This window comes from Pandoraea sp. NE5, assembly GCF_024363545.1.
Taxonomy (GTDB): domain Bacteria; phylum Pseudomonadota; class Gammaproteobacteria; order Burkholderiales; family Burkholderiaceae; genus Pandoraea; species Pandoraea cepalis.
On record NZ_AP025517.1, the window covers coordinates 2,744,330 to 2,757,783 of the forward strand.

11 protein-coding genes and 1 riboswitch are annotated in these 13,454 nt (G+C 64.6%); of the genes, 5 read left to right on the plus strand and 6 right to left on the minus strand.

What is annotated here, in order from left to right; all coding sequences use genetic code 11:
* The first annotated feature begins 10 nt into the window (after positions 1-10).
* Positions 11-1,114, plus strand: a complete 1,104-nt coding sequence (locus PanNE5_RS12550; RefSeq protein WP_261938074.1) for a hypothetical protein — start codon at positions 11-13, stop codon at positions 1,112-1,114.
* 139 nt (positions 1,115-1,253) lie between these two features.
* On the opposite strand, the gene thiC is transcribed toward PanNE5_RS12550, so the two are convergent.
* Entirely contained in the window at positions 1,254-3,170 is a 1,917-nt protein-coding gene (gene thiC, locus PanNE5_RS12555; protein ID WP_017232837.1) for a phosphomethylpyrimidine synthase ThiC, read from the minus strand.
* Positions 3,171-3,243: 73 nt separating this feature from the next.
* A riboswitch (TPP riboswitch) is annotated at positions 3,244-3,342 on the minus strand.
* Between the two features lie 392 nt (positions 3,343-3,734).
* Here thiC and PanNE5_RS12560 point away from each other — a divergent pair.
* Complete coding sequence (locus tag PanNE5_RS12560; RefSeq protein ID WP_017232838.1) at positions 3,735-4,190, plus strand: carboxymuconolactone decarboxylase family protein; 456 nt, start codon at positions 3,735-3,737, stop codon at positions 4,188-4,190.
* Between the two features lie 37 nt (positions 4,191-4,227).
* On the opposite strand, the gene PanNE5_RS12565 is transcribed toward PanNE5_RS12560, so the two are convergent.
* Positions 4,228-5,913, minus strand: coding sequence for a hypothetical protein (locus PanNE5_RS12565; protein ID WP_017232839.1), 1,686 nt, complete (start codon positions 5,911-5,913; stop codon positions 4,228-4,230).
* 233 nt (positions 5,914-6,146) lie between these two features.
* Here PanNE5_RS12565 and blaOXA point away from each other — a divergent pair, with 233 nt between their 5' ends.
* Entirely contained in the window at positions 6,147-7,019 is an 873-nt protein-coding gene (gene blaOXA / locus PanNE5_RS12570) for a class D beta-lactamase (RefSeq protein ID WP_017232840.1), read from the plus strand.
* Between the two features lie 73 nt (positions 7,020-7,092).
* On the opposite strand, the gene wrbA is transcribed toward blaOXA, so the two are convergent.
* The 3 genes from wrbA to PanNE5_RS12585 form a co-directional block, all read right to left on the minus strand.
* Entirely contained in the window at positions 7,093-7,725 is a 633-nt protein-coding gene (gene wrbA, locus PanNE5_RS12575) for an NAD(P)H:quinone oxidoreductase (RefSeq protein ID WP_017232841.1), read from the minus strand.
* A 121-nt stretch (positions 7,726-7,846) separates the two neighbouring features.
* Positions 7,847-8,140: a hypothetical protein gene (locus PanNE5_RS12580; RefSeq protein WP_017232842.1), complete on the minus strand. Its 294-nt coding sequence runs from the start codon at positions 8,138-8,140 to the stop codon at positions 7,847-7,849.
* Positions 8,141-8,379: 239 nt separating this feature from the next.
* Positions 8,380-9,342, minus strand: coding sequence for a LysR family transcriptional regulator (locus PanNE5_RS12585; protein ID WP_017232843.1), 963 nt, complete (start codon positions 9,340-9,342; stop codon positions 8,380-8,382).
* A 213-nt stretch (positions 9,343-9,555) separates the two neighbouring features.
* On the opposite strand from PanNE5_RS12585, the gene PanNE5_RS12590 reads away from it, so the two are divergent.
* Both PanNE5_RS12590 and PanNE5_RS12595 read left to right on the plus strand, forming a co-directional pair.
* On the plus strand, positions 9,556-10,623 hold the full coding sequence (locus PanNE5_RS12590; protein WP_017232844.1) for a bile acid:sodium symporter family protein: 1,068 nt from the start codon (positions 9,556-9,558) through the stop codon (positions 10,621-10,623).
* Between the two features lie 260 nt (positions 10,624-10,883).
* A complete protein-coding gene (locus PanNE5_RS12595) occupies positions 10,884-12,395 on the plus strand; it encodes a DEAD/DEAH box helicase (protein ID WP_017232845.1) in 1,512 nt (503 codons plus the stop codon).
* A gap of 112 nt (positions 12,396-12,507) precedes the next feature.
* Here PanNE5_RS12595 and gluQRS read toward each other — a convergent pair whose 3' ends face one another.
* On the minus strand, positions 12,508-13,353 hold the full coding sequence (gene gluQRS, locus PanNE5_RS12600; RefSeq protein ID WP_051060099.1) for a tRNA glutamyl-Q(34) synthetase GluQRS: 846 nt from the start codon (positions 13,351-13,353) through the stop codon (positions 12,508-12,510).
* Positions 13,354-13,454: the final 101 nt, after the last annotated feature.

Genomic DNA, 13,454 nt, shown 5'->3' on the forward strand with positions numbered 1-13,454 from the left:
GGATCTCACGATGATGAACGGCATCCAGGCATTCCACTATTCGCCGGGGTTGGGCAACGTTGCGGCAGCAGCCCCCATTGCGCTGACGCCAGGAGCAGGGCTCGCCAACGCCGCCGGCATTCCGCTGGTGCGCATCGCCAACGCTCGCGCCGACAGCCTGACGCACCCTTGGACCGCGAGCGCGGTGCGTGCCGTGCCAGTATCCCGCGGCATGGACAAGGCCTTCGGCAGCGATTTCCTGGGCGCATCGGCGGAAATCGAGGCGTCGGGCGAAGTCGCTGCCGGACGGTTCATACCCGAGGGGGGCGGCATTGACAGCGGCGAACTGGCCGCACTTGCGCTCGACGTTCCCGCGAATGGTGCAACGCGTGGCGCGCAACCGGTCCTGAGCGCTTCCGCCGTGCAAACGCTTCATGTGTGCGCCAGTGCGCAGGACACCGGCACACGAGGCGTATCGCCGGACGGTCGCAATCATCCTGTGGTCATGCCCGACGGGCGCAGCGAGCGGGCACAGATCTGCCGGGAGATTGTGAGCGGCTCGCTGCTCGGCACGGGCGGTCGCAACGGAACGGTGGCGTTCGATACCCGTCGCGACAACGTGGCGACGATCGTCGCGGATACCGCGCGCCGATGGACGGGCAAGCCGGCGCTGGCAGGGAGAAAGGAGTGGTCGAAGGCGTGCGAGGAACTGGAGTCGCCCGCCACGTTCATCGGGAAAGTGAACGATCGGCTGCACCAGGGATCGCGGGTCCTGCCGTCGCGCGAGAGCACCGAATGGATGCTTCGCGTGGGGTTCGCCGACGGCTTGCCGATGCACCAGGCCATGGTGCGCGCCGATCTGCCGCCGTCCGTCGGACTGGGCACGGACGAGTGGGTCAAACTCGCCCTCGGGGTAGAGCAACTGGGCGAGCGCCACTGGGCGCTTCGTCACACGGAGGTGATGAACGCGGCGGCGCTGCCCGCGACGAACACGAAGGCCTTCACGGCACTGGCGACGACGCTGTCGTCGCGGCCGCCGCATATCGCGACGCAGCGCCTGCGCAATCAACTGACGATGCGCGGTGTGCCGACGGTTCCGGCCAGCACCACGATCGACCCGTCTGCGCACGGCTAAGCGGGTTCGCCGGCTGATGGCCAAGCGTCATCCATGATAAAACGCGCCCGGTTTGACCCGGGCGCGTTAGCGGCCATCGTTGACGACGGGCAACCGTGCGACGGCGCGAGGCGAAACCCTCGCCGCCGCGTGCGTATCGTCAGGTACGACGATAGATCTCGGCGCCGTTCTTGACGAACTCCACGGCCTTGACTTCCATGCCCTGCTTGAGCGCCGCTTCGTCGGAAATGCCTTGCTTGGCGGCGTAATCGCGCACGTCCTGCGTGATCTTCATCGAGCAGAAGTGCGGTCCGCACATCGAGCAGAAGTGGGCAACCTTGGCGGAGTCCTTCGGCAGCGTTTCGTCGTGGAATTCGCGCGCCTTGTCCGGATCGAGACCCAGATTGAACTGGTCTTCCCAACGGAACTCGAAACGCGCCTTCGACAACGCATTGTCGCGAATCTGCGCGCCGGGGTGGCCCTTGGCGAGATCGGCGGCGTGCGCGGCGAGCTTGTACGTGATGATGCCTTCCTTCACGTCGTCCTTGTTCGGCAAACCGAGGTGTTCCTTCGGCGTGACGTAGCACAGCATGGCGGTGCCGTACCAGCCGATGGTCGCCGCCCCGATGCCCGACGTAATGTGGTCGTAGCCGGGGGCGATGTCCGTCGTCAGCGGTCCGAGCGTGTAGAACGGGGCTTCGTCGCAGTACTCGAGCTGGAGATCCATGTTCTCCTTGATGAGCTGCATCGGCACGTGGCCCGGGCCTTCGATCATCACCTGCACGTCGTGCTTCCACGCGATCTGTGTCAACTCACCCAGCGTCTTCAGCTCCGAGAGTTGTGCTTCGTCGTTGGCGTCATAGATCGAGCCCGGACGCAGGCCGTCGCCCAGCGAGAACGCGACGTCATAGGCCTTCATGATTTCGCAGATCTCTTCGAAGTGCGTGTACAGGAAGCTTTCCTTATGGTGCGCGAGGCACCACTTGGCCATGATCGAGCCGCCGCGGCTCACGATGCCAGTCATGCGGTTGGCGGTCATCGGTACGTACGCGAGGCGCACGCCGGCGTGAATCGTGAAGTAGTCGACGCCTTGCTCGGCCTGCTCGATGAGCGTGTCGCGGAACATTTCCCACGTCAGGTCTTCGGCCTTGCCATTCACCTTCTCGAGCGCCTGATAGATCGGCACCGTGCCGATGGGTACCGGGCTGTTGCGCAGGATCCATTCACGCGTCTCGTGGATGTGCTTGCCGGTCGACAGATCCATCACCGTGTCGCCGCCCCAGCGGATCGCCCACGTCATCTTGTCCACTTCCTCGCCGATCGACGAGGTCACGGCCGAGTTGCCGATGTTCGCGTTGATCTTGACGAGGAAGTTGCGGCCGATGATCATCGGCTCCGATTCCGGGTGGTTGATGTTGTTCGGGATGATGGCGCGACCGCGTGCGATTTCGCTGCGCACGAATTCCGGCGTGATTTCGGCGGGGAGGCTCGCGCCGAAATGCTGACCCGGATGCTGGCGCGAGAGCAGCTTGGCCAGACGCTCGCCCTGCGGGCCGGCGTTGCGCACGCTCTCGATGTATTCCTGACGGCGCAGGTTTTCGCGAATGGCGATGTATTCCATCTCGGGCGTGATGATGCCCTGACGCGCGTAGTGCATCTGCGTCACGTTCTTGCCGGCCTTGGCGCGGCGAGGCGTGCGATGCAGGCCCGGGAAACGCAGCTCGGCGGTGGCGTCGTCGGCGGCGCGCTCGCGGCCGTAGGCGGACGTCATGCCCGGCAGCGCTTCGGTGTCGCCGCGCTCCTCGATCCATGCCGCGCGCAGGGCGGGCAGGCCGGAGCGGATGTCGATCTGGGCGTCCGGATCGGTGTACGGACCGGAGGTGTCGTATACGAAGATCGGCGGATTCTTTTCACCGCCAAAGCTTGTCGGCGTGTCGGCTTGCGAGATTTCGCGCATCGGGACACGGAGGTCGGGGCGCGAGCCTTCGACGTAGATCTTGCGGGAATTCGGCAGCGGTGCGATCGCGGCTTCATCCACGCGCGCATTGGCTGAGAGGAACTTCGGATTGGCGTTCATGCAATGTCTCCTGGCGGGGCACGTGTTGACGCCGACAATTTCGGCGAAAAGCGGCTCAGGAGCATGAACGGGGGCGAGGAATTTCTACGCTCCCTGCGCTGGCATTATCCAGATCAGGTTCTAAGGGTATTTCTCACCCACAACTCACGTTGCAGGACCCCTGCGCTAGCTTTGCGGCAACAATACACTGACATGCCCGGCAAACACAAGCACGATACGTCCCGAAAAACGTGAACGGCCAATGCTGCGATGCGGCATAACACATGCGGGCGGACGCAAACGCTGGTTGGGCGGCGGCGTCAGGCGAGGGCGCGCGCGCTGACGTCGCCGAGCGTGCGCGCCAGTCGTAGTGCGATGTCACCGGCCGGCGCCTTGGGCACCGCATTCCCGGATGTGCGGCTTGGCTCACTTTGGCCTGACAATTTTCGCCGGTCTTGGCCCTTCCGGGGGCGACAAGAGCTGCGTATCGTCGAAGGCGTGGAGGCATGGCAAGCGTGACAACGGCATGCCACCGGTGGGTGAAGCCTATTCTGAACGGAATTGAACGGAACGGAGAATCGATTCATGCTACGACTGAACTACATCAAGGCCGCGCCGCGCCCCTACGAACAAATGAGCGTGCTGAGCCAGTATTTCCATGACTGCGGCCTGCCGGGCGGCCTGGTCGAGCTGGTTTGGCTGCGAGCCTCGCAACTCAACGGCTGCGCATTCTGCATCGACATGCACGTGGTCGACGCCCTGAAAACGGGCATCGAACCGCGCCGTCTGCATTTGCTCGACGCCTGGCGTGAAACCGAGCTGTACTCGCCGGCCGAGCGTGCGGCGCTGGCATGGACGGAAGCCGTCACCAACGTCCAGGACGGGCATGTGCCGGACCCCCTGTTCGCCGAGCTGCGTGCGCATTACGACGACAAGCAGATCGCCGATCTGACGTTCGCCGTCGCCACCATCAATGCGTGGAACCGTATGGCGATCGCGTTTCGCGCGCCGCTGCCCAAGACGCCGCACGGCGTGCGGTGAGGGCAGGCCCGGCGCCACGTACGTCCTGACGCCATCGCTACTGCGCCAGGCGCACTTCGCGCTGAAACTCGCGCGGCATCAGCCGTAACGCGTCGCGGAAGAACCGCCGGTCGGGCGGGGGCAGGAGTGGCAGCACGCGGCCCAGCGACTGGGCGGCATGCACCGCCTGCGGCGAGTCGCCGTCCTGGTGCAGCGCGAACCACAACATCTCGAACCACAAGTTGGCCAGCTGCAACGGCTCGAAGCAGACGCGTCCCTCTTCATGGTCGGCGAGCGTCGTCGCCAGGACATCGGTCCAGCGCTGGAAACCCTTCGCCCGCGAGAAGGGCGCGCCGAATGGCTGCACGGCGTCGAGAAAGGCGTCGACAGTCAACGGCGTGCTCGCGCGCAGCGTCGCCAGATCGGGGTCGCGCCGCGCCGGCACGGCACCGCGCGCAATGCGTAACAGGAAGACTGTGTTCCAGACGGAATTGCCACCGACACCGAACCGGTCGCAGATCCACTCCGAGAGTCCGATCCAGCGCAGCGCCTGCCGCTGAACGTCCGTGGCGGCGAGCCGTCGGCCGGGATCGATGAGCGCGCCTTGCCAAAACAGCCACAACGACAGCCCGATGTTGGCCGCGACATGCTGCGCGAGTTCAATGGAGTCGGCTTCGAACGCGGCTTGCAGGGCGTCGGAAAAGGCGGCCAGCGCGTTCGCCGCCGACTGCTCCCGCGCGGGCATCGGGCCGCCGCGCGCGGCGTGCGACTTGTGCAGCAACGCCTGCAGGTTGCGGCTCTCGAAGCGAATGCGCGGGTTGTAGACGAGACAGGGGGCGAGCGAGGCATCGTCGGCGATGCGTTGCAGGTGGGCGAACGCGCCGGCCTCGTCGCGTGACCCGTAGGCTTGCCAAGCCTGCACGATCCAGTGCATGGCGCGCAACGTGGGCGAGCCCGGCGGGTTCGCGCCAAAGGTCGCGGCGAGCGTTGCCAGCGTTCGATTCGTGCGTGCCGCGTCGCCCATGCGACGCCAGGCGATCGTCTCGGCAAGCAGGGCGATGCCGCGTTGCACGTCGTCCACGGCACACACCTGCGCCGCATGAAACGATGGAATCGCGCCGGTGCGCGGCTGGCGGCGTACCTCGCTCTGCGATGGCGCTTGGGGCGGCGCGAAGAACACGCCATCCTGCATATCGCGCTTGCCCAGCGTCAGGTGATGCCAGAACGCAATGTCCTGCATGACGTAATCGAGCGCCGGCGATGGGGTATCCGACGCCGCATCCTGTGCAAGCCCGAGAAACGAGGCGATCGCGCGACGCGGGTCGGCGGGCGTCGAGTCCTCGATCGTCACGGCGATGCGCGACATCTCATCGCGGGCGAGCCAGAATGGCCCTTTGCCCCGTCCGCGCGTCGGCAGCAGACGCGCATCGGCGAGTACATCGTCGCCCCAGCCCACGGCAACGCCCCAACGTGCAAAGTCGGAGAACGCGCGGCTGACCAGCATACGCAGATCGCCCGCCGCGCCGGCTTGACTGAACCGGATCTTCAACGAGGCAAGCGAGACCGACGACATCTCGTAATGCGCCGCATAGTAGACCCGCATCAACAACCAGAGGCTCTGATATCGCACCGGTTGGCCGTCGATATGCTGGGGGGCGTCGAGGCGGACGACGAGCGTAGGTGCGCCCGTGGCGGAGGCCGACGTGACGGGCGTTGTGCTGCGCGAGGGAGGGGTGTCGGACATGGCGTCGAGGCGAGTCGAGTGGCGTCGGGCCACGGACGACGGCCGCACACGCGACGGAATCTACGAATGGGGTGCACCGATGATACGGCGGTTACGACGGTTACGGTAGCGTTGCTTTGTGCCTGCCGAAACGCAGACTATGCTGCAAACGCTCCCGGAAGCGGGCGCCTGGCCGGCGCCACCGACGTTCTTCCTGCCACCCCGATGGCACGAATTTAAATCAGGATAACGAAATGAAAATGAAGATCTCTCGCTGGGGACGCGGTGTTGTTGCCCTACCGGCGGCTGCGGCTGCGGCTGCCGCACTCGTCTCGGCGACTTTGTTCACCCCGCCGGCACAGGCAGAGGAAACCAAGGCATCGACGCAGGCGGCACCGGTGCGCATTATCGAGCGTGCCGACTGGGGCGAACGTTTCGCGGCGGAAGGGGTGAAGGGCACGATCATCGTGCTCGACGGTCACACGCGAACGTATCAGGCGTTCGATACCGCGCGTGCCGAGCGACGGGTATCGCCCGCATCAACTTACAAGGTCTTCAACAGTCTGCTCGCGCTGGAGTCGGGCGCGCTCGAGAACGAGCGCGAGATCATTCCCTGGGATGGCAAGCCGCGTCAGGTGAAGGCCTGGAATGCCGCGATGGATCTGCGCAGTGCGTTCCGGGTGTCGTGTCTGCCGTGCTATCAGGTCGTCTCGCACAAGATCGCGCGTGAATACGCGCAGGCAATGCTGGACGAAACCGGTTACGGCAATCGCACCATCGGCCGCGCCGCCGACGCCTACTGGGTCGACGACAGCCTGCGGATCTCGGCCCGCGAACAGGTCGACTTCTTGCAACGGCTCGCACGCGGCACACTGCCGTTTTCGGCGCACACGCAGGACATCGTGCGTCAGATCTCGATTGTCGAAGCCACGCCGGACTATGTGCTGCACGCCAAGACGGGCTGGTTCGACGAGAAGACGCCCAATATCGGCTGGTGGGTCGGCTGGATCGAGCGCGAAGGCAATATCACGAGCGTGGCGCTGCACATCGATATGGCGGGGGCCGCGGATGCGCCGAAGCGCGCGCGCATCGTGCGGGCCGTGTTGCAGGATCTGAAGCTGATCTGAGGACGGCGGGCGCCGTGGTAAGCCTCGCGCGGTGCGTAAGCCAACCGGCGGCGCGCCGCTCGACGAAAGCGGGCTACAGCGCGCGTCCGTGCTTAAGTGCGGACGCGATTTCCGCCACGTGACGGCCTTGCGTCCTCGCGATCTTCAACTCGTTCTCGCTGGGTTTGCGAGACCCATCGGCCGCGGCGAGCGTGGTCGCCCCGTAAGGTGTGCCGCCGGTGATTTCGCCCATGTTGGTGAGGCCAGGCTCGGTGTAGGGCACGCCGACGATGACCATGCCGTGGTGGAGCAGCGTGGTGTGAAAGCTCGTGATCGTCGTTTCCTGTCCGCCATGCTGCGTGCCTGTGCTGGCGAACACGCTGCCGACCTTGCCGACGAGCGCGCCCTTGGCCCATAGGCCACCGGTCTGATCCAGGAAGTTGCGCATCTGTGCGGTCATGTTGCCGAAGCGGGTCGGGGTGCCGAACAGGATCGCGTCGTAGTCGGCCAGTTGGTCGACGCGGGCGACGGGCACGTTCGCGAAGGCGGCGCGCGCCGCTTTCGCGCCGCTCTTTTCGAGCACTTCGTCGGGTACCAGCTCAGGGACTTGCATGACGGTGACATCGGTGCCGGCGACGCTGCGTGCGCCGTCGGCGACAGCTTCGGCCATCGTGTGGATATGCCCGAACATGCTGTAGAACACCACCAGGATCTTGGCGTTGGCCATGTGAATCTCCTTAGGGGTCGAGAGAGGCCGGCGTCACGGGCAATTCGCCGCGCGAGGCGAGCCGTTCCATGATAGTCGACGCTCGGGACGAAACACCGAATTCGTTGGGGGCCAGCCGCGCTTAACGCAGGCGCGCACCGATGAGGCAACCGAGCGCGAGTGCCGCGATGAGCACGGTCACGCTCGCCGATACCCCGCCCGCCAGCGCGAGCCCAGTGGCCGCCATGCCATGCGCCATGACTGCGGCCGGCACGAGCAACATGGCGCTCACGACACACCAACGCATCACATATCGCCACATGAAGCGACTGATGACATGCATGCGCGCGTCGAGTTGATGCCGTTGCCAGAATGACAGATCGGCCGCCGCGTGGAAGAGCCACAGCGGACTGAAGTATTTGATGAACAAGTCCATGACGCCATACCGGAAACATAATGCCCGCAGGGCGCGGGCATGTCGTCGAGGCACGATGGCGGGGCAAACGCCCGATGGCACAGTCATGCGCTTTGTGGGAGTCGACGCTCGATAATTGTAGCAGGCACTCACTTACATAGTGGTGCTGGCGTGCGGTGGGACAAGAGAAAATTTCACCGAAGTTCGCGCAATTCTGCTCGAAATTTCGACATCATGTCGCATCTCCCATCATGTCAGGGTCAGGTTGGGCTGTCGTGTGCCTCCCCACGTTTTCCCGGCGGGGCAGTCAGCGCGTGCGACGTCTTGGCCGTGATTTCCTGGATCAATGCCCAGACCGACTGTGCGGCGGGCGAGAGCGTGCGGTTCTTGCGGCGCACGAGCATGATGGTGCGGTCGAGTTGCGGCACGAGCGGCAGGGCGACAAGGCGGTCCCCATGCGCCGGTAGTCCCGGCATCGCGGGAAGTGCCAGAGCCGGCATGATGCTGATGCCGATGCCCGCTTCGATCATTCGGAAGACCGTGATCGCATGCCCGACTTCCTGCGCCACCTGGCAATAGGCGCCATGTTCGGCCAACGCCCGGTCGATCAGCGGTCGGCTACCCGACGCGTAGTCGAGCAGTACGAGCTTTTCGCCGTTGAGTTCCTCCCACGTCACCTGTGTCTGTGTCGCAAAACGATGTGAGCGGTCGCACACGACGAGAAACGGTTCCACCATGATGGGCTCGCCGACCAGATCCTCGGTTCCTTCCGACGCGACGATGACGCCGAAATCCACTTCACCGTGTCGCACGCTGTCGCTCGCGAGCGTCTGCACCTGATCGCGCAGCAAGAGCGTGATGTCCGGGTAGCGGGCCGCACAGGCGGAGATGCATTCGGGCATCAGATTGGCGGAAATCGTGGGCGCGCTGGCGACACGTACCCGGCCTCGCCGCTCTTCGGCCAAACCATGGGTGTCGCGCAGGGCACTCTCCAGCTCGTCGAGCACCCGGGCGAGCGTTGCCGAGAGGCTAGCGCCCACTTCGGTCAGGGTGACCTCCCGCGTGGTCCGGTCCACCAACTTGAGTCCGAGTTCTTGCTCCAATTCACGGATACATCGGCTGACGGCAGGCTGGGTCAGGCCGATGTCCTCGCCGGCACGGCTGAAACTCCCGTGGTTGGCCACTGCGAGGAACACTTTGAGCTGGCGCAGCGAAATATTCATGCGTGTTTGGTATGAATAATTTTTTTAAATGAATTTGTATTTTAACTGCCCTTGCGCTCTAATACGTAAAAACCCGTATCGCGAGCGCACACTTCCGGTCATCCTCGATCGTTTGTCGATCGGCTGACCGACGATCGCTGGCGGCCGCCGCGCCGTCGCGTCCTGTGTGCTGGCGGACGGGCTTTGTCTTTTCCGACGGATTCGAGATCGACGATGGCCAGACCGCGTTACCTTCCCGACAATTTCACGCTGATGCTTGTGGCGACTGTCGCGCTTGCCAGCTTCCTGCCAGCGCACGGCGAAGGGCGAGTCGCTTTCAACCTGCTCACCAACGTGGCGATTGCCGCCCTGTTCTTCCTGCACGGCGCCAAGCTCTCGCGCGAGGCGGTGCTCGCCGGTGCGACGCACTGGCGTCTGCACCTGCTGGTGTTCGCCAGCACGTTCGCCGTCTTCCCGATCGTCGGCCTGGCGCTCAAGCCGATGCTCTCGTGGATGGTGACGCCGGATCTGTATCTGGGCATCCTCTTTCTGTGTACGCTGCCGGCAACGGTGCAGTCCGCCATCGCATTCACCTCGATCGCCCGGGGCAATGTACCGGCGGCGGTGTGCAGCGCGTCGGCGTCGAGCCTGTTCGGTATATTCATCACGCCAGTGCTCGTCGGCCTGGTGGTCATCCATCACAACGGTGCGAACGGCGCGTCGCCGTTCGCCTCCATCGGCAACATCATGTTGCAACTGCTCGCGCCATTCATCGCGGGGCAAGTGTCGCGCAAGGCCATCGGCAAGTGGGTCGAGCGCAATCGCGGATTGCTCAAGATCGTCGATCAGGGCTCGATTCTGCTGGTGGTCTACACGGCGTTCAGCGAAGCGGTGAACACGGGCTTGTGGCACCAGGTTTCGCCGCTGGCGTTGCTCGGCCTGCTGGGTTGCTGCGCGGTGATTCTGGCGATCATGCTCGCCTTCACCACCTATTCCGCCCGCTGGCTCGGGTTCTCCCGCGAGGACGAGATCACTATTGTCTTCTGCGGATCGAAGAAGAGCCTTGCGAGCGGTATTCCGATGGCAAAGGTGCTGTTTGCGACCGGGCCGCTCGGCGCCATCGTGTTGCCGCTGATGCTGTTTCACCAGATGCAGCTGATGGTGTGCGCCGTACTCGCGCAGCGCTACGCCAATCGCCAGCGCGCGGCCCAGGCGGGCAGGACGATCAAGGCGGGCGCGGCGAAGCCGGCCTTGCGTGACGGCAAGCCCGACAATAGCGCCAACGCCGGCGCGGGCCGCTGAGCGCGGAATCCGGGCAGAACACAGCCCGTCAACGGCGACTGTCACACGTTGGTCGTGCGCAAGTGCTAGAATTGCGCTTGTTTTGCTTCTTCATGACCTCCCTGGTCCGGCGGCGCCCGACGCATCTGTCCCTCGACAGGCCCCTCTCGCGCCAGCCCCGAGCATGGCGCGCAGCGCCCCTTGAATCTTCGCGAGTGAGCTTTGATGCGGAATCCTTCCGCGTGGCGGCCCCCGTTTTTTAAAAGAGATGTCCCTCCACCATGGCTGATGTAAATGCTGTTCCGACCCCCGGCTTCGATAGCTTTGGGCTGCATGCGGACATCTTGCGGGCCATCGCCGAGCAGGGCTACACCCAGCCGACGCCGATCCAGGCGCAGGCCATCCCGGTGGTGCTGTCCGGACGTGACGTCATGGGCGCCGCGCAAACGGGAACGGGCAAGACCGCCAGCTTTTCGCTGCCGATCATCCAGCGCTTGCTGCCCGAAGCCAACACGAGTGCATCGCCTGCCCGTCACCCGGTGCGTGCGCTGATTCTTACGCCGACGCGCGAACTTGCCGATCAGGTTGCCGAGAACGTGCGCGCCTACGCGGGGCACACGCCGTTGCGCAATACGGTGGTGTTCGGCGGCGTCGACATGAATCCGCAGAAGGATGCGTTGCGACGCGGCGTTGAGATACTGATCGCCACGCCAGGTCGCTTGCTCGATCACGTCGAACAAAAGACGGTGAATCTGAGCCAGGTGAAGATGCTCGTGCTCGACGAGGCCGACCGCATGCTGGACATGGGCTTCCTGCCTGACCTTCAGCGCATTCTGAATTTGCTGCCGAAGCAGCGCCAGACGCTTCTGTTTTCGGCCACGTTCTCGAACGAGATCAAAAAACTCGCGTCGAGCTATCTCACGAATCCGCTCACGATCGAAGTCGCCCGCCGCAATGCCACGGCCGACAATGTCGAGCAGGTTGTCTATCAAGTGGATGAAGACGACAAGCGCGCCGCCGTGGTGCAGATTCTGAAGGAGCGCGATCTCAAGCAGGTCATCGTGTTCGTCAACAGCAAGGTCGGTGCGAGCCGACTGGCGCGCCAGTTGGAGCGCGAGGGCATCGTAACGGCCGCGATTCACGGCGACAAGTCGCAGAACGAGCGTATGCAAGCGCTCGAAGCGTTCAAGCAAGGCGGTATTCAGGCGCTTGTGGCCACCGACGTTGCAGCGCGCGGGCTGGACATCTCGGATCTGCCGGGCGTGATCAACTACGATCTGCCGTACAACCCGGAAGACTATGTGCACCGTATCGGTCGCACGGGCCGCGCGGGTGCGTCGGGTGAGGCAATCTCGCTGTGCGCCCCCGACGAACGCAAGCAAATCGTGGAAATCGAAAAGCTGATCAAGCACGAACTCAAGCGTGGAGAGTTGGTGCTGGAGCGTCGTAGCCGGTCGCGCGACGACCGCAGCGAGCGCGTTGTTGACCGCGGCGATCGCGGTGACCGTAGTGAGCGCGGTGAGCGTAGTGACCGTAGCGAGCGCCACAGTCGCCACGACGGCCTGCGGGCCAGCCGTAGCGGCGGCAGTGCCGCACCGCGCCGTGTTCGTCCGGAAGACGAGTTCTTCTACAAGCCGTACGAGCCGTCGCCGTCGGCGAGTGAGCCGCAGCATGATGCTCGTTCGTCGCAGGAGTCCGCTGTGCCGACGTCGTTTGGTGGGTTGCCTGACAAGGCGCCGAAGCGTCAGGTGGCGGCGTTGCTTGCCGGCTTCCCGCGCAAGGCGAGCCACTGAGTCGATGATGGATGGCGGCGCGCATTGAAGATGCGTGTTGAAGTTGAAAAGCCAGCGTAGTTGCGCTGGCTTTTTTCATGTTGGGGAACGGTAACGAAGGCAGGTGCGGGCTTCATTGCCTGTGCTGAGCCCGCCAAGCCTGTATCGCTGCGGCGTAGAAGTCTTCACGATGGGAGACGTGGGTGAGCGTCGCCGGTAATCCGAGATGTGCCGCGGCGTCCTTGAGCGCGCAGAGCGTCGCGTTTGCCGTGTCGAGGGCAAGCGGGGCCGCGCCATTCTGTTTGCTCAGCTTTTCGCCGTCGTCGGCCATGACCAACGGTACGTGCAGATAGCGTGGCGTGGGGGCATCGAGACACGCCTGCAGATAGATCTGGCGCGCCGTCGAATCCAGCAAATCCGCGCCGCGCACGATATCGGTCATGCCTTGTGTCTGATCGTCGACGACCACGGCCAACTGATAGGCCCATTGGCCGTCGGCACGTTTGAGCACGAAGTCGCCGACCTCGGTCGCCAGATCCTGCGTCTGCGGGCCCATCCAGCGATCCTCGAAACGGATGCGAGCGGCCTCGCCGTCCGGGACTCGCAAGCGCCAGGCGCGAGGTGTTTTGCCGTGAAGGCCGTGGCGGCACGTGCCCGGATACGCGAGCGTGCGGTGGCGCGCGTGCACGCGGGTGAGCGAATCGGCGATTTCGCGTCGCGTGCAGCCACAGGGGTAAACGAGGCCGCGCGCGATGAGCGAGGCGAGCGCCTGTTCATACTGCGCGTGTCGCTGACTTTGCCAGACGACCGGCTCGTCCGAATGCAGGCCCAGACGCGTCAGCGTCGCGAGAATGGCGTCGGCCGCCCCCGGCTCACACCGCGGTTCGTCAAGATCTTCCATACGGACGATCCAGACGCCGTCGTGCGCGCGGGCATCAAGCCAACTGGCCAGGGCGGTGACGAGCGAGCCACGGTGCAGCGGCCCAGTCGGGGAGGGCGCGAAGCGGCCCCGGTAACGCGTACCCCGGTAGCACGCATCAGGGCTGGCGGGCGGCGCGGCGTCGTGCGGGCGGGCGTGAG

What these genes read in the sequence shown, in the direction of transcription:
- PanNE5_RS12550 (WP_261938074.1), top strand. Translation starts at nt 11, where the DNA reads ATGATGAACGGCATCCAGGCATTCCACTATTCGCCGGGGTTGGGCAAC.
- thiC (WP_017232837.1), bottom strand. Translation starts at nt 3,170, where the DNA reads ATGAACGCCAATCCGAAGTTCCTCTCAGCCAATGCGCGCGTGGATGAA.
- PanNE5_RS12560 (WP_017232838.1), top strand. Translation starts at nt 3,735, where the DNA reads ATGCTACGACTGAACTACATCAAGGCCGCGCCGCGCCCCTACGAACAA.
- PanNE5_RS12565 (WP_017232839.1), bottom strand. Translation starts at nt 5,913, where the DNA reads ATGTCCGACACCCCTCCCTCGCGCAGCACAACGCCCGTCACGTCGGCC.
- blaOXA (WP_017232840.1), top strand. Translation starts at nt 6,147, where the DNA reads ATGAAAATGAAGATCTCTCGCTGGGGACGCGGTGTTGTTGCCCTACCG.
- wrbA (WP_017232841.1), bottom strand. Translation starts at nt 7,725, where the DNA reads ATGGCCAACGCCAAGATCCTGGTGGTGTTCTACAGCATGTTCGGGCAT.
- PanNE5_RS12580 (WP_017232842.1), bottom strand. Translation starts at nt 8,140, where the DNA reads ATGGACTTGTTCATCAAATACTTCAGTCCGCTGTGGCTCTTCCACGCG.
- PanNE5_RS12585 (WP_017232843.1), bottom strand. Translation starts at nt 9,342, where the DNA reads ATGAATATTTCGCTGCGCCAGCTCAAAGTGTTCCTCGCAGTGGCCAAC.
- PanNE5_RS12590 (WP_017232844.1), top strand. Translation starts at nt 9,556, where the DNA reads ATGGCCAGACCGCGTTACCTTCCCGACAATTTCACGCTGATGCTTGTG.
- PanNE5_RS12595 (WP_017232845.1), top strand. Translation starts at nt 10,884, where the DNA reads ATGGCTGATGTAAATGCTGTTCCGACCCCCGGCTTCGATAGCTTTGGG.